Source organism: Geovibrio sp. ADMFC3 (assembly GCF_054687035.1).
On the sequence record NZ_BAAFZG010000002.1, the window covers coordinates 2,118,584 to 2,137,304 of the forward strand.

Consider the following 18,721-nt stretch of genomic DNA (forward strand, 5'->3'; position numbering starts at 1 on the left):
TATGAAAACGGAGAATCTGATAGCAACACGCTATCTCCGCTCCCGCAGAAAAAACCGTATCTTTTCGTTCATCTCCACCATTTCCGTCATAGGTATAATGGTGGGGGTGGCAACCCTTATCATTGTTCTGAACGTGATGATCGGCTTCTCCGACAATCTCCAGAACAAAATTCTTGGTGCTAATGCCCATATAATCGTAAACCGTCTGGATGCTTCTCCAATCAGGGATTGGCAGCTTGTGGACGCTAAGATCCGCATTACTGATAAAGTTGCGGGAGTGTCGCCGTTCATACTGAGTCAGGTACTTGTGACCAGCCAGAACAATGTCAGCGGCGTAATCGTCAGAGGCGTTAACCCTGAAAAGGAACTGGGTGTTACCACCATAGAGAAGTTCATGAAGGACGGCGAATTTCTGGACATAGCGGACAAGGGCGAGAAACCTAAAATCGTTCTGGGAAAAGAGCTTGCGCACTCCCTTGCGGTGAGTGTGGGTGACGATGTGGTGATGGTTTCACCCTTCGGACGTAAGGGTCCGTTCGGCATGGTTCCCAAGATGAAGCATTTTGAGGTTGCCGGATGGTTTGACATGGGGATGTATGAGTATAATTCATCCCTTGGGTATATATCCCTTGAGGCTGCACAGGAATTTTTCGGTATGGATGCTGTTGTCTCCGGTTTCAGCGTGAAGGCGGATGACTTTGCCAATGCGATACCTTTGGCAAAGAAGTTAGAAGAAGAGCTGGGCTTCCCCTATTGGGCTAGGGATTGGATAAGCATGAACTCCAACCTGTTTTCAGCTCTTAAGCTTGAAAAAATTGCCATGTTCATAATACTTACGCTGATTATCATAGTTGCCTCATTCAATGTGGTGAGCATGATAACCGTGTCGGTTAAGGACAAAAAGCGTGATATAGCCATACTCCGTGCGATGGGTGCGCCTGAAAAAAGTATTTACCGCATCTTCATCCGTCAGGGGCTTGTTGTTGGGTTTGTGGGAACAGCTCTTGGTAATGTGATCGGCTATACAATCTGCTTTGTGCTGAAAAACTATAAGCTGATCAGCCTGCCGGAAGATGTTTATTTCATGGACAGAATTCCGGTTAAGATAGAACCTTCGGTATTTATAACTGTTACTGTGTGCGCTCTTGTTATTACATATGTTGCGGGGCTTTTTCCCGCCAGACAGTCGGCTAAACTCGACCCCATAGAAGCATTGAGGCGTGATTAAATGAGTCTGCTGGAAATAGTTAATTTAAATAAAAGCTTTCTCAAAGGCGATTACAGGCTGGATGTTCTCAGCGGATTCAACATGAGTGTGGGAAAAGGTGAGATGCTTGCCATAGTCGGTCCTTCCGGTGCCGGTAAATCCACTCTGCTCCATATCATAGGCGGGCTAGATAAGCCTGATTCCGGTTCAGTGCTGTTTCAGGGTGAAGATATTCTCAAGCTGAAAGGAAAGGCACTTGATCAGTTCCGTAATCAGGATGTGGGCTTTGTGTTCCAGTTTCATTATTTATTGGAAGACTTTACCGCTCTGGAAAATGTTATGATGCCTGCTCTTATTGCAGGCGAGAATATTGATGAGGCGGTTAAACGGGCGAAAGCGCTCCTTGCCAAAGTCGGTCTGGAGGACAGGGTGACTCATTTCCCTGCTGAACTTTCCGGCGGTGAGCAGCAGAGGACAGCCATAGCCAGAGCTATGATGAACAGCCCGAAAATAATCCTCGCAGATGAGCCCACAGGCAGTCTTGATAAGAAAAACAGTGACGAGGTTCTGGATATGATACGTCTCATGCGTGACGAAGGCGTTACTGTGCTTATTGTCACCCATGAAACCGCCATAGCGGAATCCTGTGACCGCATTATCAGAATAGAAAAGAGCTAGAGACGGTTTACCCGTCTTTGAGCGTGCAATAGAATCTGACAGGATGTACAGATTCTGATTATCAGGCATTCCTATGGAAGGGAATGCGCCGTGCGAAGCGAAGGACGGTTTATCCGTCCGTGAGCGTGCAATAGAATCTGACTTGATGTGTAGATTCTGATTATCAGGCATTCCCATGAAGGGAATGCGCCGTGCGAAGCGAAGGACGGTTTATCCGTCCGTGAGCGTGTATCCTAATCTGACAGGATGTACAGATTAGGATTATCAGTTAAGAGGTGTATTGTCCATGAAACTAGGTATAATCGGCGGCAGCGGACTTTATGAAATAGATGGTTTTGAATTTATAGGTGAAGAATCTGTCGAAACCGAGTGGGGCTCTCCTTCTGATGCGTACAGGCATTACAGATATAAAGGTGTGGAGTTCTATTTCCTTAACAGGCATGGACGCAGCCACGGAATCCCTCCGCACAGTGTCAACTACAGGGCAAATATTGCCGGATTTGAAAAACTCGGCATCAGCCGGATTATCTCCTTTACCGCAGTGGGCGGCATAAAGGGAGTTAAACCTGGAGATATTGTAATTTCATCCAACGCAATAGACCATACATCAGGACGTGCCCATACTTTCTATGACGGCGGGTTGATCCACCATATAGATTTTACAGAACCATTCTGCCCTGAATTGCGGGAACTGCTTATAAATAGTGCGGAAAAAGCAGGGGTAGGAGTCATAAAAAGCGGAGTGTACATCTGCACCAACGGTCCGAGGCTCGAAACAGCAGCGGAGATCAAATATTTTGAGAAAATAGGCGCAGACACCGTGGGTATGACGATGTTTCCTGAAGCACCCCTCGCCCGTGAAAAAGAGATATGCTACGCTAACGTAAGCGTTATCACGAACTATGCAGCAGGAACAAACGACGCCAAACTGACCACTGTTGAAGTTGTGGAAACTATGAAAGCCTCTACAGAAAGGATCAAGGCTCTTGTGAGCGCTCTGCCTGATTCATATACAGTAAACAGAAACTGTTTCTGCAAAGATGCACTGGAAGGAACAAAGATCAGCAAATGAAAATTTATGAGAATGTTTCACTTAAAAACTACACAAGCTACCGAACAGGCGGCACGGCAAAATTCTTTGCCGTACCCTCGACAACTGATGAATTAGTTAATTATCTTAAATGGGCGGAAAAAAACTCTGTTGAACATTTTATAATGGGTGGCGGCTGTAACTTGTTGATCTCAGATCAAATTCTTGATCGTCTCGTGATAGTCCTCAGTAATCTTAATCGGCATATTTTGAAAAAACATAAGAAAATTTATGCAGGTGCCGGAGTTCTTCTTGACTCAATGATCGTTTATACGATAAGATCTTACATGACCGGAGCTGAAAATATGAGCGGCATTCCAGGTACAGTTGGCGGTGCGCTTGCGATGAACGCAGGTGCATTCGGAACCGAAATCGGAATGTTAACTGAAGAGATTGACCTCTTGAGTCTGGACGGCTCGGTTTTCACTGTGAAGGGCGCTGACGCAGGCTTTTCATACCGCAGAACTGCGGCTGTGGGGAGCAATATAGTTCTCGGCGGCAAGTTCCTTCTCGAAGAGGGAAACAGAGCCGAAAGCGAGGCTCTCAGGAGAGATATTCTCCGAAGAAGAGCATCCAAGCAGCCCTTGGAATATCCGTCCTGCGGTTCTGTTTTTAAGCGTCCTGAAGGTCATTATGCCGGAGAACTCATTGAACGGTGCGGTTTAAAGGGAAAACGCATCGGAGGCGCAATGGTTTCCGAAAAGCACGCCAATTTTATTGTTAATATAGGCGGTGCTACCGGTTCTGATATTAAGAACCTGATTGAAGAAGTTAAGTTAATTGTTTTGAAAGAAACGGGCGTACAGCTTGAGGAAGAGGTGAAATACATCGGCTTCTGACCTTAAAGAGCGTCCGGGGGATTTTAGGTGGAAAGAAGAAACTGCGAACTCACTTTTGATGAACGTAAAGCATTGGAAACAGAGGTGTTTTCTAAACTAAGCTGTCCCGGCTGGATAATACGCTTTTTAAGGCTGGTTATCCCTTCACTGGTACTTGTCATTTCCTGCACAACAGCCACCGCACCAGTTCAGCAGACTGCTTTATCACCTCAGAAAAATCTCTTCACAGGAACAGCGTACTTACAGGAACTCAAAGCAGAGCTTCACGCTTCTGACAGCATGGCGGAGTTTGAAGCGGCAATGCCTGAAAGCGGTCTTCTGCTCAGTTCTCTCATAAGTTTTGATAAAAAAAAACATCAAGGGTAATTGCCCAGTCGGTTAAGGATTTTGCCTATGACAACGGCGTGCTTGCCGTTCTCACTGACAGTGCAATCAATATTTCCTCCTCTCAGTGTCCGTCACTTATTTCAGATAATTTTACATCCATAAAACTCAAAGGCGGTTTCCTTCTTGCTGAAAATGAACAGGGTATAAGTATATTCAGTATTGATTCCTGCGCAGAAGTTACAGGAACAAACAATAAGCCGGGAAAGCCTGCCTTCTATCCGCCGTATTTCGCTTTTACTGACGGAAAATCTTTCAGAGTCTATCGCATAGACTCCACAGAAGAGGTAATATCCGGACAGTTGAAAGAGAATATACAGGAAGTATTTCTGGATGACGGATACGCTGCTTTTATATTGGATGAAAAGCTTGTAACACTGGACTTTACTCAAAGACGTTTTACCGGACTCAGCCCTCTCCCTGTGGATTTTACTTCCCCTCATATAGAAGAGGGCAGGCTGATCGGCTACGGCAGAGACCGATTTTACAGCATTAACTATCAGGATGTTAACAAGGGCGGCGCACCTGAAATTCTGGATTTTCCGTCTGATAATATGACTGACTGTGTTACTGTTTCCGGCAGTGCTGACGCCTACTGTGGAGGAAAATTCGTTAAGGCTGGAATATATGCGGGTCTGCCTTCCGAAAAGACTGCCATCGCCGATGGCTTTACGCTGCATTTCGACGATGGTGCCCTGACAGCGCTTTCAACAGAAATATCTTATACAAAAGATATATTTCTTAATTACGGCGGAACTGAATTCTGTACGGCAGGAAAAAAGGCATGCTACGTTGATTTTAACGAAAAGAAATATTGTGTTGAGGGTGATGTAACCCTTGAAATGAAGGACTTCCCTGATGCTTGTGAGCCTGCTGAACTTAAGCACGGCAGGATTACGGATGAGGAAGGAAATGTTCTGCTTAATTTTGCCGATGTCGTAAACTCGTCAGATACTCATGAAATGCTGAAACGAATGGAAGACAACGCCGTATATTATTTCTTTATGCCGGCTGAAAATGTTGAGCAGACAGACACTGAAAAGGGAGACTAATTAACGGTAATCTTCGGGCTCATAACCTGTCCGGTTATGGTGATTCTTTTGTTCATCCCTGCCACGCTTACTGTTCCCGCCAAGGCAATTACACTTCTGTTCGCATTAACCTGATTAATCCTTATGTTGCCGTTAAGGTTGATTTTGGCAGTGCCTTCGGATGTTAGACTGCTTACTGTAATCATCTGTTTTTCGATTGCAAGGTTCCCTGTGATATTATTAAAGGTAACAGGACCGAAATCTGAAGGTATGGTAAGCTTTGGTGCTGCTATGGTTCCGGTTCCTTTCCAGTCTTTCATGGCGAGATTAAGGATAACCTCTCCACCGAGACCGCTTTCGGCAATCTGAGGTATTTTATCAAGTTCAAGCATGGTTTTGATGCTAACTTCGCCGCCTTTATGTGAGGCTTCTCCTGTTGCTATTTCGGAGTCCAGCTTCGCTGAAATACTACGGGTGAGGACAGAAAAAGGCGAGTATCTGAGTTCAAGGCTGTCCGCTGCGAAGTCGCCAATTTTTATATCACTGAGATCTGCACCGAATGCGCCTGCTTCAGTAGAACCTATGGAAAGGCTGATATGTGCTTTTGCCGCAGCTATGTTCGCATAATATTCAAGAACCTTGGCATAGGGGAAAAAAACAATGAGGAAAACAATTGTACAGCCTAAGAATATCGCAGCGTTTATGAGAATTTTTTTAATCATTTGTTTTTCACAAGCTCCAGATTAATGTCTGCCAGAGTAGGATCATCGAACCTTTTTTTCAGGGCAAAGTTTTTTATCGTGAGATTTTGGTAACCTTCCACAAGATCAAGAAAGGAGTTGAGTTCATTCAGGTTAAGAGCCTGAATGCGCAGAGTTACAACCTCTGCTCCTGATGAGCCGGAAACAGGTTTAAGATCCAGAATCCGTCCGGCTATTCCTGCTCTTGCTGCTGTGTTCTGTATGAAGGACAAAAGACCGGTATCAACTTTTTTTGTGGAGTTGGCGCCGCTCGATATTTCGGCTATAAGCTCTGCGGTTTTGTTTATCTGTTCGGTGTATGATTTCTGTCTCTGGGTGTATGCGTCTTCCCTTGAGGCAAAGAACATGTGAGTCCAGTAAAAAAGAAAGAATACTGCGAAAACAATCACGAACCAAATGAGGATTTTCTCTTTCAGAGCGGGATTCATATTTATGTTCATATTCATAATCCGAACCTCACTGAGAATTTTATAATGTCGCCTTGTTTGTCAGTGTCTTCAATGTTTGTTCTAAGCGCCCCTGCTTCCTCGAGTTTCTGTTTAAACTCTTCAACCGCCTGAAAGTCAGCCGCTGTGCCGGAACAGTTTACTGTAGTATCACGCACCGTAACACCTTCAAGGGTGATCTTGCTTTTGTCTGCTGCTTTACTCATGGTTTCAAAAACAGTGAGAATGCTTATTCCCTGAGTTGTGTCTCTGTTGCCTCTGGCCTTGTACAGAAGAGTTCCGTACGGGTCGTTTGAACCGCTGACGCCACCCAGAGTGTAAAGCTCATTAAGCTTATTTTCACGTAGTTTTAATGATGTGGAATATCCTTTCAGGCGCAGGTACTCGCCGCCGATAAAAACAAGGTAGCAGACGGCAAGAACAATTGCCGGAACCTTGAAGGCTGAAGGAAGAAATGATTCCTTCTCCACACCTTTGATATTCATTGACGTTTTAGCAGGAATTATTTTGCCAAGAACCCTCTCCGCCGTGTAGGCGTCTTCCGGCTCTTCAAATAGCTGGTGTATTTCTCCGCCGGAGACAGAGTAGCACTTCACTCCGTCTGTGTAGTCAAAAGATGCTTCTTTGGCAAACATCTCGATAAACGGAGTGGTGATTTTTGATGCTTTTTTAAGAAGAGGCATGTTTTCTTCAACAAAAGCAGCGAACTCTGTTGCAGGAAGATATATAAGGGCAGTGCTTCCATTAAGCACAAAGCCGAAATTTTCTGCCATGTATTCGGGAAAAAGAGTGCTGAGATAGTTACTTATAAAACCACGTGCCTTTTTCCTGTTGGATGAAGGGAGATCCATGGAAAGATAAAAGAACATCGAGTCATCAAGAAAAAGAGTGAACGAGCCTGTCTGCTCGGCACTTGCGGGGAAATCCGCCCTTCCGTTTTCGATATTGTAAATTCGGTTGTTTTTAATAAATAAATTTTTGTCAGAAGAAGACGCCATCATTACCTTCAATATATTTAAGTACTGTGGTGCGGGCTCCGTTTCTCTCCAGAAGAACATGGTAAAAACGGGACTTGTCATTCAAACTTACTTCAGTCTTTACATAAAATAAAGAACTTTTTACCGTGAGATAGTCCAGTGAAGCGTTGTATATGTCCTGAGGTATGCTTGCCGCATTCATTATATTGGATACATCCTTGTATGTGTGGCTTGAGCGGTATTCTATAATACTTTCGGCGTATGAAGCCATTCCCGGTATCAGCCCTGTCAGAGCCTCTTTCGTAATAAAGTTAAGGTTGAGCTTGCCGTCTCCATGATTTGTAAAGTGGCGGGCCAGAACCTCATAATGATCCTTAGCACCGTTTATGAAGCTGAGTTCTTTAAGTGTTTCAAGTTTACCGTTTTTAGTGGAGTAGTTTTTGCCGTCGGTGATGTAGTCAATGTTTTCCTCACCCATGTCTGAGACTGCGGCGTCAACGTCTATCCAGTCCTTTATAACAGAGCAGATGGATTCTTCAAGCTCAAGTTCCTTCAGTGTTTCCCTGCAACCGTTGAAATACGCCTCGGACTTGTTGTCGCCGTCCATCATGTTAAGAGGAATGCGCCCGTTTGTCGGGGTTACTGTTATTGATATAAAACCCATAGGCACCGGAAAAGGAGGGATAAGCGCCCACGATTCTCCGTCGTAGTCGTAGTTATTGTCATCATCCTCCAGAACTTTCCTGATCGCCTCAATGGCTGACATTGCGTAGATTGACGACTGATATTCAAACTGAAGTTCGGCACTGTCCGCCAGAGAGCTTCCTGCACGCTGGTGCATGTAGGTTACAATGCCCAGAGTGAAGGCAACAAATATAAGGACAAAAACAAGAACGCTGCCTTTATTATTCATTCGCCTATCCCTAGAGAGTTAAATATACCGTTCTGGTGGTAGCTGCCGGCAATTGCCTCAACAGGGATTCCCGCAGTGTTCAGCTTGATTTTTATCATGTTTGTTCCGAAAATTGTTCTGTCATAATATTCACCGTTCTCATAAAACAGCACAGTGAAGTTGTCTGCATTGGGGAGTATGAACATCTTCTGCTCGTAGTCCATCAGGGGGAGCTTCTCCTCACGTATAAGGTATCCGTCCTCTATGTAGTAAAGAACCTCAACAGGCAGTGCCCCCTGAAAGTAAAGTGAATTGTGGGTGATAAGTCTCAGTGCCATACCGTTTTCCACGGCAGACTGAACTTCTGCGGTATTTTTTACAGCCTGTCTGAAATCAGCGGACAGCAGGGACGCTATTTTGGCATTAACCGTCACTGCATCGCCGGCACGCACGGAGACGTCCCTTGATGCGATAATTGTATTGAAAACTGCGTATGAACCGGTGAGGACTATGCCTGCCAGCGCAACCGCTATCATTAGTTCTGCAAGAGTGAAGCCTTTATTATCTTTCATAGTAAAACAGAGTCATATCCGCTGTGCTGTCGGATATTTTGAGTTCACATTCCTTTATGCCCTGAAGCCCTGTATCATGCTTTTCGAGCTTATATGTATATGTTGTCCTGTTATCGGTTATTATATCTTCCAGAGTTTTTTTCTCGGAAAGTGTCAGTATTACCCGCTCATAACCTCTGCTGAGGAGATTCAGTTTTCTTTTTGCATAGTCATTCATGTCCAGAGACTGTCTGACAAGGGTGAATATACCCATCATGCCGATTGAGAGAACGACCATTGCAATAAGAAGCTCAAGAAGGGTAAAGCCTTTTTTCATTTCAGCCTCGTCTGGAGGATCAGCGGCAGGGATTCTATAATTTCGGTGTCCGATACCCGCAGAATGAAATAGTCACAGATTCGTTTAGGGTAAACCATTATCACGTAATCAAGCCCCGACTGTTCCTCATCATTTATCTCTGCGGATAAAACGCCTGAAATGCCGGGTATTTTAACTGTCTCGCCGTCATGCAGAAAGATAGTGTCCGAGCCCTTAACACCCCGTATAGGGAGGGCTCTGCCCAGCTCTTCCGCTTCATCAGCGGTTTTACTGAGCAGATCATTAAAAAAAGTTATCTCTTCCGGATCGCCGATTGCTTTTTCAACCATGAGCGGAGTCACGGTCATGAAACCTATGCCGATTATCAGAAGAACAATAATAAGCTCTACAAGAGTAAAACCTCTGGCAGACATTATCTTATTTCGTAGCTCTTTATATCTGTATTAAACTCTTCGCCGCCTTCAACTCCGTCAGCTCCGAGTGAGATGATCTCATAATCTCTGTCATCTTCGCCGGGGCTTCGGTAAATGAAATCTCTGTCCCACGGGTCAAGAGGCTTCTTGGAGGTGTCCAGGTATCCGCCTCTGCGGTAGTTTTTGGGGATAGGTTCAATTTCCGGGGCTTTAATCAGAGATTCAAGCCCCTGCTCGGTAGTGGGGTAGTAGCCGTTGTCGAGTTTGTACATCTTAAGAGCGGATTCAATGGCGAGTATGTCATTTTTAGCCTTTGCGACCCTTGCCTCATCAGGCTTACCCATGATTTTAGGAACCATGAAAGTGGCGAGAAGCCCCAGTATGACAATAACCACCAGCACTTCAATGATTGTGAAACCTTTGCTGTTCATTTTATCTGCTCCATGAAATAAATTTTGGCTGAATTATAGGACAACATACCCTCATCGCACAACAGTTAATACGGAAAATTAGAAAATCTGTATCTGACCGCTATGAATTATGGACATTGACTAAAGGGGAAGGTTTGCTTTTTTTCTTTCAAATACTGTATTTTCCATGTTATTTGAAGCATATGAAAAGGAAGTCCTGGCTTTTACTGACTGCGTTTTTTCTGGGAGCAGCGTATTTCTGCATACGCATATTCTTAATGGACGGAAGCTTTGCTTTTGACTCATCAAAAGTGTTCCGTTATCTTATCCTTGCGCCTGCGGCAGAGGAGCTTTTTTTCAGGGGAGTTCTGCAGGAGTGGCTTGAAAGAAGAATGGCTCAGGCTTTTTTTGTGATTACAGCCGCTAATATCTCCGTCTCTGCTGTTTTTGCTGTTTTTCATTTATGGGGCGGAAATCCTTTTCATGCGTTTGCTGTTTTTTTTCCATCTCTGGTTTTCGGAACTCTGTATTCACAATACAGAGCAGTCATGCCCTGCGTGCTGTGCCACGCCTTTTACAACCTCAATGTGATGATCGTATAAATATTGAAGCGGCGCCCCTGATTTTAATTTGATTTTTCGTTTATTCATGCTATTTCTATTCTCATGAATACTATAAAAATCCCATGGTTTATTTATCCGGTTATTGCGGCTTTTTCCTTTGCATGGCTTATTACGGGGTATATCTCATATAAGCACACACCGACTGTGATGGAGGGGATCAGGCTCGGCGGCAAAAAGTCATCCGCTGTTAAAACTGCGGACATTTCCCTAATTACCGAAAAAAACATATTCTCCCTCAAAACAGCATCTCCTTCCGCTTCCGCTTCGGGACAAACAGACACTTTCGTTACCGAAAGCGGTGAAACCTTTACCGCACCTCCCCCACGGAGCATAAAGCTTATAGGAATCCTTTATGGACACGGGTACAGGTCAAAGTCTTACGCTTTTATGGATCTGGACGGAGAGAAGGTTCTGCTCGCTGTCGGGGAGACTTTCTCCGGCGTGAAGCTTGAAAGTCTTGACAAAACAAGCGGTACAGTAATCACTTCATCAGGCAGGACAAAGCTTGAGCTTTACAGTGACGGCTCTCTGATTCCTTCTGCTACAGCTTCTCCTTCTGCTCCTCCGGCACAGCCTTCTGAGGAAACAGGAGACGAGGCAGAACCCGGAGACATGACTCCTACGGAAAAAGTAACCATGACCCGCGCAGACTTTATCAACAACGTGGGTGACATCAACAATATAATCAAATCCGTTCTCATGCGTCCTTACGAAAAAGACGGTCAGATCGTTGGCTTTCGTCTGTCACGCATGACAAAAGACTCTGTTCTGCGTGAACTCGGTCTTAAGAACGGTGACGCAATCATGCGTATAAACGGGGAGGAGCTGAAAAGCCCCGAAGTTCTTTTCAGTATGCTGAGTTCAGTTGAAAATGTGTCAGCCGTCACTCTGGATCTTGAAAGGGCGGGACAAAGAAAAACAATATTCGTTGAAATAAATTAGGTGCGAGATGAAGCGTTTTATAGTTATAGTTTTATTATTGATTTCAGTCAGCTCATACGCTCAGTATGATGTAAATTTCAACAACATGTCTCTGAAGGATTTCGTTAAGTTCACAGCGGAATTTACAGGCAAAAACTTCGTCTATGACGAAAATGACCTCAGGGGGCAGGTCACTGTTCAGACAGGGATGAAGATGAATTCCAAAGATGTTATGGACATCTTTTATGCAACCCTTGAGCTTAACGGTCTGACTGCGGTTAACAAAGACCGCTACATTCAGATTGTAAAAAGCGGCGATGTTAAATTCTACGGCGACAGTTATATAGATAATGTCACTGGAAAGGAAAGCGGTTTCCTCACCACTGTGATTTCACCCCGAAATTTTAACGTCCGTATGCTGGTTTCGGTTCTCAAAAACCTGAGTTCCAGAAGCGGAAACTCAGATATTCTGGTTGGCATGAATGCGATAGTCGTGCGTGATTCCGCCGACCGTGTTCAGAAAATCATAGAGATTCTCAATACACTCGAAACAGAAGCAGCAGGATACACTGTAAAAAGTATTCTTATAAAAAACGGCTTGGCTTCTAATGTGGAAAAAATTGTTTCCAAGCTTTACTCCGAACTTCAGAAAAATTTCATGACAGCATCTGAACCGGTTATTGTAGCCGATGATTATTCAAACGTGCTGGTTATTGCTGCTAAAGAAGGCGATTTTGAAAGAATAAACTATATAATTGATCAGGTTGACAGTTCATCTTCAGCCTACCACAGCCAGCCCAGAGTATTTTACCTCAATAACTCAAGCGCAGAGGATGTGGAGAAGGTGCTTAACAAACTTCTCTCCTCTGTAACAGACCCGAAAACACAAGCTGTTGTTAAATCACAGGTTGCTGCGGATAAAGCTACAAACTCCATTATCGTAGTGGGTGATCAGGAGCTTTATCAGAAGGTTGAAGGACTTATTGAGAAACTTGACATACCCAGAAGACAGGTTTATGTGGAAGCACTTATAATAGAAACCACACTGGACAGCGGAAACAAGTTCGGTGTTGAATGGCAGGCAACTGCCGGAGATAAAAACGGTGTGGGGAGTGTGGGCTTCATTAATGACAACGGCGGGCTCAACAGCTTTCAGAGTTCCGTACTCAGTGACGGTTCTGTCCCTGCAATGGCAGGCGGTTTCAACCTCGGTATCCTGGGAGATATTATTGAGTATGACGGCGTTAAGTTCCCTTCACTCGGACTCCTTGTAAACGCTATCAAATCAGCTTCCGGAGTTAATATTCTCTCTAACCCGCAGATACTTACCCTTGATAATGAAGAAGCTGAAGTTTTCGCAGGTGAGAACAGACCTTTTCTTACAAGCACAAAGTATGACTCAAACAATAACCCTGTTCAGTCTTATGACTATCGTGACGTGGGTGTTAAGCTGAAAATTCAGCCTCATATATCTGCAAACGACTATGTTACTCTTTCAATAGAACAGGAAGTTAAGAAAGTAAGCGCAAGCACCTTTGACTCAACACAGCCCGTTACCCTTACCCGTAACACCAAAACAAAAGTTAAGCTTAAAAACGGTTCGATGGTGGTTATAAGCGGTCTTATGAAGGATGACTCTTCAGAAGAACGCTCGGCTGTTCCCGGTCTTTCCAAGATTCCGCTTATCGGATGGCTTTTCAAAAATACCAGCAAAACCTTTGAGAAAACCAACCTGATGGTGTTTATCAATGCTCAGATAGTAAGCACGCAGGAAGAGGCGGAAGAGCTTTCCGAAAGGAAGAGACAGGAATCAGTGGATTTTAAAAACGAATCGCAGAAAACAATAGATAAGAGCTTTAAATGACAGCCTACGAAAAGGTACTTGAAAATTACCTTAAATTTCCGGACAGAAGCGACTTTGTCCCTATAAAGTCAGGGACAGAAGGAAATGTTTCTGTTCTATACAGCGGAAGTACGGGGCTTGCGAAGGCCCGCTTCCTCACATTTTACCTTGGGGTGGATGCTGAACTTGTCTCCTCCGAAAAAGAGAAAATATTTGAAATTCTTGAAACCCTCGGCGGCGACGTAAGCGGTGAGGATTACGGAAGTGATGATGAAGTTTTTGAAGACGGTGAAGGAAACATCCTCTCTGCTTCATATGACGATGCCCCTATTATTAAACTCGTGAATCAGCTTATGATTCAGGCGGTTAAAAACGGAGCCAGTGATATTCACTTTGAAGGTAAAGACAACTCATTTGCTGTCCGCTTCAGGGTGGACGGCAAGCTAAGTACGATACGCCAGTTTCCCAAAAAAATGCAGGACTCGGTCATAGCCCGTATCAAGGTTATATCATCTCTTGATGTGGCTGAAACGAGGAAGCCGCAGGACGGCAGAATAAATATGAAAATAGGTAACCGCACCATTGACGTGCGTGTTTCCACTGTTCCTTCTGTAACGGGTGAGAAGGCTGTCCTTCGTATCCTTGAACGTTCCAAAAGCATGGCAACGTTGGAAAAAGTCGGCATGGCAGGGCGCAACCTTGATGTTTACAGGGCAGCGCTTAAACGTCCTAACGGAATTATCCTTGTTACTGGTCCCACCGGTTCAGGTAAAACAACTACTCTCTACGCATCGCTCCTTGAGCTGGTGTCTGATGATACCAATATAGTTACAATAGAAGACCCCGTAGAATACCAGATGGAAAAGATCACTCAGGTTCAGGTGAACCCCGCAGTAAATATCACATTTGCAAATGCCATACGTTCTTTTCTCCGTCAGGACCCTGATATTATTCTGGTGGGCGAGATAAGGGATGAAGAAACGGCTCAGGCGGCCGTTCAGGCTTCTCTTACCGGTCACCTTGTGCTTTCCACTCTCCATACAAATGACGCCCCCACAGCAGTGGCGAGGCTTATTGACATGAATGTTGAACCCTTCCTTATATCATCATCACTTCTCTGCACAATGGGACAGAGGCTTGTTCGTAAAATATGCCCCCACTGCAAAACTGAAGTGGAATCTGATGACTATGTTAAGAACTACTTCGCCGCAGAAGGATTCGATCTGCCTAAGCATTATATGGGCAAGGGCTGTGAACAGTGCTTCAACACGGGCTATAAAGGACGTACAGGCATATTTGAGATAATGACTGTGAATGATCCCATACGCAAAATGATAAACGACCGTGCATCCTCCAGCGAACTTATGCATGAGGCGAAAAACCACGGCTATCAGCGTATGTTTGACTATGGATATGAACTGGTTCAGGCGGGAACCACAACTCCGTGGGAGCTTATAGCGGTAACAAGGATTGACTGATGCCTACCTTTACATACACCGGAGTCAATAAAAGTGGAAAAAAGGTCAAGGGCGTTCTGGAAGGGGATACGAAAAACTCAGCCGTAGCAAGGCTCATGGCTGACGGGGTTCTTGTTTCAGAGATACGCTCGGTTCGTGATAAAAAAGGCTTCCTTAGCTCATTTCAGTTTTTCAGCGGTAAAGGCGCTGTGCCGGATATTTTTTTCCAGCTCTCTCTTCTTCTTAAAAGCGGCATTGCCTTGGTTCACGCACTTAAAGTTATGTCCGGTTCCTCTGCCAGAGGACGTATGCGCAATGTAATTATGGATGTTGCAGGCACAGTGTCCGAGGGTAAAAGGTTCTCTGATGCTCTGGCAAAATATCCTGATACTTTTGAAGAAATGTACATAAACCTTATCAGAACATCGGAAGAGGTAGGCAGGCTTCCTGAAGTCCTTATGGATATTGCCCGTTTTGAAGAGGATAAAAAGAAAGTTAAGGGCAAACTCACCAGTGCGCTTATGTATCCTATGGCTGTGCTTATAATGGGTATGGGTGTTGTGGGTTTCCTTCTTAGCTATGTTGTTCCTAAACTTGAGGGTATATTCTCCGCCGCAGGTTCTGATATTCCCACCAGCACTAAGACTCTTATTGCTATCTCCGGAGTGCTTCAGTCATACGGTGTATTCATTTTTATACTGGTTCTGCTGGGCGCCGTGGGTGTCAGATGGTACTACCGCAACAACGATAAATTCAGAATGAAAGTGGATTCAAGGCTTCTTGAAATCCAGTTTATAAACCATGTGCTTATATCCCGTTTTGCTCATGTGGTGGCGTTTCAGGTTAGTGAGGGACTTCCGCTCACGGAGGCTCTTGATAATGCTGCAAAAGTTTCATGGAACAGAGCTTTCACGGTCAAGGTTGATGCCGTTGCCGATAAAGTCCGCTCCGGAGACAGGTTTTCAGACGCTGTAAAAAGAGTAGGCGGGTTCACAGAACTTTTTGAAGCAGCAGCAACCACAGGGGAACAGTCAGGAAATGTTGCGGAACTTCTGGAGAGGGTCAGCTCCTTTTTCGGCAAGAAGTCCGAAGAACTGACTTCAAGGTTTGTTTCCATTATTGAGCCGCTGTTTATAATGTTCATCGGTATAATAATAGGATTCATAGTTATTTCCATCATGGATCCGCTGTTCTCGCTTAATAACCTCGTCAGATAATTTTTTACTTTTGCCTTGTTTTGTAGTAAGAACATATTCGTTTGAGTGAAAGTGTGCCCTTCGTGCATATTTTCATACTGATGTCCTGTAAGTGACAAATATTTTAAATACCGATATAAAAAGGTTTAGATGAAAAAAGAACTTATTCGCAATTTCAGTATTGTAGCGCATATTGACCACGGCAAGTCCACTATTGCCGACCGTCTCATTGAGTTCACCGGCGGTCTGGACAAAAGAAACATGAAGGAACAGGTTTTGGACAGCATGGACATTGAGCGTGAGCGCGGGATTACGATCAAAGCTCAGACCGTGCGTCTTTTTTATAAGGCTGATGACGGTAAAACCTACCAGCTTAACCTTATTGACACGCCGGGACACGTTGACTTCACTTACGAGGTTTCCAGAAGCCTCGCCGCATGTGACGGAGGGCTTCTTGTTGTTGATGCAGCGCAGGGTGTTGAGGCACAGACCATAGCCAATGCCTACATGGCGATAGATCAGGATCTGGAGCTTGTCCCTGTTCTCAACAAAATAGATCTGCCCAGTGCCGATCCGGACAGGGTGAAGAAAGAGATTGAAGATATAGTCGGCATAGATGCCGGTGACGCTGTGCTTGCCAGCGCAAAAGACGGGATCGGAATCAAAGAGATACTTGAAGCAGTTGTCCAGCGTATTCCCATGCCAAAAGGAGAGGAGGATGCTCCGCTGAAAGCCATGATATTTGACTCATGGTATGACAGCTATCAGGGCGTTGTTGTTCTTTTCAGAGTAATAGACGGAACTGTCAAAGCCGGCGATAAAATAAAATTCATGTCCACAAACCAGCAGTATCTCATAGACAAACTTGGGGTATTTACTCCGAAACCCCTTATGGTGAATGAACTTTCTGTGGGCGAGGTTGGTTTCTTTACAGCCGCTATCAAAGATATAAACGATGTTAATATAGGTGATACTGTCACTCTTTCCGCAAATCCCGCTAAACAGGCTTTTCCTGGGTTTAAAACAGTCAAACCGGTGGTTTTCTGCGGGCTTTACCCTGTGGATTCGGCTGATTTTGAAGATGTCCGTGACGCTCTGGACAAGCTGCGCCTTAATGACAGCTCAATTTCATATGAGGCAGAAAGCTCAGTGGCGCTGGGTTTCGGCTTTCGCTGCGGTTTCCTTGGTCTTCTTCATATGGAGATTATTCAGGAGCGTCTTGAGCGTGAGTTTGATCTTGATCTGGTAACAACAGCTCCTACGGTTGTTTTCAAAGTTACCAAGACAAACGGCGAAATGATTGAAGTGGATAACCCCGCCGACCTGCCGGAGCCTTCAGAAATTGACTTTATCGAAGAACCGATTATAGCTGCCACTGTGATTCTCCCCGAAGCATATGTGGGAGGTATTATACAGCTTATGGTCGCAAAAAGGGGTACTCAGAAGAATATGCGCTATCTCACTCAGGGAAGGGTTATTCTTGAGTATGAACTCCCGCTGGGTGAAGTTGTCATGGATTTTTATGACAAGCTTAAATCAATCTCAAGGGGCTACGCTTCTTTTGACTATGAGTTCGCAGGCTACAGACAGGCGAGTCTTGTCAAGCTTGACATTCTTATAAACGGAGAAGCGGTTGATGCACTGAGTATTATTGTGCATAAGGATCACGCTTTCTATAAGGGGCGTGATCTGGTGGAAAAGCTTAAGGAAGTTATCCACCGGCAGATGTTCGATATTGCCATACAGGCTGCCATAGGGAATAAAATTCTTTCCCGTTCGACTGTTAAGGCTTTCAGGAAAAATGTTATCGCCAAATGCTACGGCGGTGATATAACACGTAAACGCAAACTTCTGGAAAAGCAGAAGGCGGGCAAAAAACGCATGAAGCAGGTTGGCAATGTGGAGATTCCGCAGGAGGCTTTCCTTGCTGTGCTTAGGATAGGACAGGAATAAAAATGGCAGAAAATGAAGATATAAAAAACTTGCAGGCAGACGCAGAAGATACCAAGCCCAAGAAAAAGAAAGACGGTTTTTTTGACTCTCTGGTGGTTGCAGTTGTTATAGCGTTGTTCATAAAAACTTTTCTTATACAGACATATACGATTCCTTCCGGCTCGATGCTGGACACGCTCCTCATAGGGGACTATATAATTGTCAACAGACTCGCCTACAAATTCGGTGATCCTGAAAGGGGCGATGTTATGGTATTTGAATACCCCCTTGAACCCGCAAAGAGCTTCATCAAAAGAGTAGTGGGCACTCCGGGTGATAAAATTGCAATCAGGGACAAGCAGGTTTTCATAAACGGAGAACCCCATCAGGAAGACTACAAGCAGATAAAGGATGATGCTTATTTCCCCTCAGATCTCACCAGCAGGGATAATGTTGAGGAATTTACCGTTCCCGAGGGTAAGTATTTTATGATGGGGGATAACAGGGATGCCAGTTACGATGGGCGCTTCTGGGGATTTATCTCAAAAGATATGATTAAGGGGAAAGCACTTCTTATTTACTGGTCACTTGAAACTCCGGAGTATGATTCTCCGTGGTCTAAAATGCCTCTTAAAGCGCTCAGATTCCTTAATCCGAAGTACGATCGCTTCGATCGGGTCTTTAAACTCATTCATTGAATTTGAGTATGTTTCATGCAATAATCATTAGGATG

21 protein-coding genes are annotated in these 18,721 nt (G+C 44.6%); 13 read left to right on the forward strand and 8 right to left on the reverse strand.

Annotated elements, in window-relative coordinates:
• Position 1 precedes the first annotated feature (1 nt).
• The 6 genes from ACYRYY_RS10435 to ACYRYY_RS10460 all read left to right on the forward strand — a co-directional run bounded on the left by ACYRYY_RS10435 (position 2) and on the right by ACYRYY_RS10460 (position 5,250).
• Complete coding sequence (locus tag ACYRYY_RS10435) at positions 2-1,228, forward strand: lipoprotein-releasing ABC transporter permease subunit (RefSeq protein WP_460215534.1); 1,227 nt, start codon at positions 2-4, stop codon at positions 1,226-1,228.
• On the forward strand, positions 1,229-1,885 hold the full coding sequence (locus ACYRYY_RS10440; protein ID WP_460215535.1) for an ABC transporter ATP-binding protein: 657 nt from the start codon (positions 1,229-1,231) through the stop codon (positions 1,883-1,885).
• Positions 1,886-2,171: 286 nt separating this feature from the next.
• Positions 2,172-2,957 carry an S-methyl-5'-thioinosine phosphorylase gene (locus tag ACYRYY_RS10445; RefSeq protein ID WP_460215536.1) on the forward strand — a complete coding sequence of 262 codons (786 nt, stop codon included), beginning with the start codon at positions 2,172-2,174 and terminating at the stop codon, positions 2,955-2,957.
• A complete protein-coding gene (gene murB, locus ACYRYY_RS10450; RefSeq protein WP_460215537.1) occupies positions 2,954-3,814 on the forward strand; it encodes a UDP-N-acetylmuramate dehydrogenase in 861 nt (286 codons plus the stop codon). The genes ACYRYY_RS10445 and murB overlap by 4 nt, the downstream gene beginning before the upstream one ends.
• 27 nt (positions 3,815-3,841) lie before the next feature.
• Positions 3,842-4,180 carry a hypothetical protein gene (locus ACYRYY_RS10455; RefSeq protein ID WP_460215538.1) on the forward strand — a complete coding sequence of 113 codons (339 nt, stop codon included), beginning with the start codon at positions 3,842-3,844 and terminating at the stop codon, positions 4,178-4,180.
• A gap of 38 nt (positions 4,181-4,218) precedes the next feature.
• Positions 4,219-5,250: a hypothetical protein gene (locus ACYRYY_RS10460; RefSeq protein ID WP_460215539.1), complete on the forward strand. Its 1,032-nt coding sequence runs from the start codon at positions 4,219-4,221 to the stop codon at positions 5,248-5,250.
• On the opposite strand, the gene ACYRYY_RS10465 is transcribed toward ACYRYY_RS10460, so the two are convergent.
• The 8 genes from ACYRYY_RS10465 to gspG are packed head-to-tail and all read right to left on the reverse strand — an operon-like array spanning position 5,247 to position 10,037.
• Positions 5,247-5,951, reverse strand: a complete 705-nt coding sequence (locus ACYRYY_RS10465) for a hypothetical protein (protein ID WP_460215540.1) — start codon at positions 5,949-5,951, stop codon at positions 5,247-5,249. The genes ACYRYY_RS10460 and ACYRYY_RS10465 overlap by 4 nt on opposite strands.
• Entirely contained in the window at positions 5,948-6,436 is a 489-nt protein-coding gene (locus tag ACYRYY_RS10470; RefSeq protein WP_460215541.1) for a hypothetical protein, read from the reverse strand. Before ACYRYY_RS10470 ends, ACYRYY_RS10465 begins: the two co-directional genes overlap by 4 nt.
• A complete protein-coding gene (locus ACYRYY_RS10475; protein WP_460215542.1) occupies positions 6,433-7,437 on the reverse strand; it encodes a hypothetical protein in 1,005 nt (334 codons plus the stop codon). The genes ACYRYY_RS10470 and ACYRYY_RS10475 overlap by 4 nt, the downstream gene beginning before the upstream one ends.
• A complete protein-coding gene (locus ACYRYY_RS10480; protein ID WP_460215543.1) occupies positions 7,418-8,326 on the reverse strand; it encodes a type II secretion system minor pseudopilin in 909 nt (302 codons plus the stop codon). The genes ACYRYY_RS10475 and ACYRYY_RS10480 overlap by 20 nt, the downstream gene beginning before the upstream one ends.
• A complete protein-coding gene (locus tag ACYRYY_RS10485; protein ID WP_460215544.1) occupies positions 8,323-8,877 on the reverse strand; it encodes a PulJ/GspJ family protein in 555 nt (184 codons plus the stop codon). Before ACYRYY_RS10485 ends, ACYRYY_RS10480 begins: the two co-directional genes overlap by 4 nt.
• A complete protein-coding gene (locus tag ACYRYY_RS10490; RefSeq protein WP_460215545.1) occupies positions 8,867-9,193 on the reverse strand; it encodes a type IV pilus modification PilV family protein in 327 nt (108 codons plus the stop codon). The genes ACYRYY_RS10485 and ACYRYY_RS10490 overlap by 11 nt, the downstream gene beginning before the upstream one ends.
• Positions 9,190-9,606, reverse strand: coding sequence for a prepilin-type N-terminal cleavage/methylation domain-containing protein (locus ACYRYY_RS10495; RefSeq protein WP_460215546.1), 417 nt, complete (start codon positions 9,604-9,606; stop codon positions 9,190-9,192). The genes ACYRYY_RS10490 and ACYRYY_RS10495 overlap by 4 nt, the downstream gene beginning before the upstream one ends.
• On the reverse strand, positions 9,606-10,037 hold the full coding sequence (gspG, locus tag ACYRYY_RS10500) for a type II secretion system major pseudopilin GspG (protein ID WP_460215547.1): 432 nt from the start codon (positions 10,035-10,037) through the stop codon (positions 9,606-9,608). The genes ACYRYY_RS10495 and gspG overlap by 1 nt, the downstream gene beginning before the upstream one ends.
• A 182-nt stretch (positions 10,038-10,219) precedes the next feature.
• Between gspG and mrtJ the strand changes: the two genes are divergently transcribed.
• The 7 genes from mrtJ to lepB all read left to right on the forward strand — a co-directional run bounded on the left by mrtJ (position 10,220) and on the right by lepB (position 18,686).
• Positions 10,220-10,618 (forward strand): JDVT-CTERM system glutamic-type intramembrane protease MrtJ, encoded by a 399-nt coding sequence (gene mrtJ, locus ACYRYY_RS10505; RefSeq protein ID WP_460215548.1) that lies wholly within the window; start codon positions 10,220-10,222, stop codon positions 10,616-10,618.
• A 63-nt stretch (positions 10,619-10,681) separates the two neighbouring features.
• Positions 10,682-11,581 (forward strand): hypothetical protein, encoded by a 900-nt coding sequence (locus ACYRYY_RS10510; protein WP_460215549.1) that lies wholly within the window; start codon positions 10,682-10,684, stop codon positions 11,579-11,581.
• A 7-nt stretch (positions 11,582-11,588) separates the two neighbouring features.
• A complete protein-coding gene (gspD, locus tag ACYRYY_RS10515) occupies positions 11,589-13,424 on the forward strand; it encodes a type II secretion system secretin GspD (protein WP_460215550.1) in 1,836 nt (611 codons plus the stop codon).
• On the forward strand, positions 13,421-14,881 hold the full coding sequence (locus ACYRYY_RS10520; protein ID WP_460215551.1) for a GspE/PulE family protein: 1,461 nt from the start codon (positions 13,421-13,423) through the stop codon (positions 14,879-14,881). Before gspD ends, ACYRYY_RS10520 begins: the two co-directional genes overlap by 4 nt.
• Positions 14,881-16,077 carry a type II secretion system F family protein gene (locus ACYRYY_RS10525; RefSeq protein ID WP_460215552.1) on the forward strand — a complete coding sequence of 399 codons (1,197 nt, stop codon included), beginning with the start codon at positions 14,881-14,883 and terminating at the stop codon, positions 16,075-16,077. The genes ACYRYY_RS10520 and ACYRYY_RS10525 overlap by 1 nt, the downstream gene beginning before the upstream one ends.
• A 129-nt stretch (positions 16,078-16,206) precedes the next feature.
• Complete coding sequence (lepA, locus tag ACYRYY_RS10530; RefSeq protein ID WP_460215553.1) at positions 16,207-18,009, forward strand: translation elongation factor 4; 1,803 nt, start codon at positions 16,207-16,209, stop codon at positions 18,007-18,009.
• A 2-nt stretch (positions 18,010-18,011) separates the two neighbouring features.
• The gene (gene lepB / locus ACYRYY_RS10535) at positions 18,012-18,686 is read left to right on the forward strand and encodes a signal peptidase I (RefSeq protein ID WP_460215554.1); all 675 of its coding nucleotides are present in this window, start codon (positions 18,012-18,014) and stop codon (positions 18,684-18,686) included.
• The last annotated feature ends 35 nt before the right edge of the window (positions 18,687-18,721 follow it).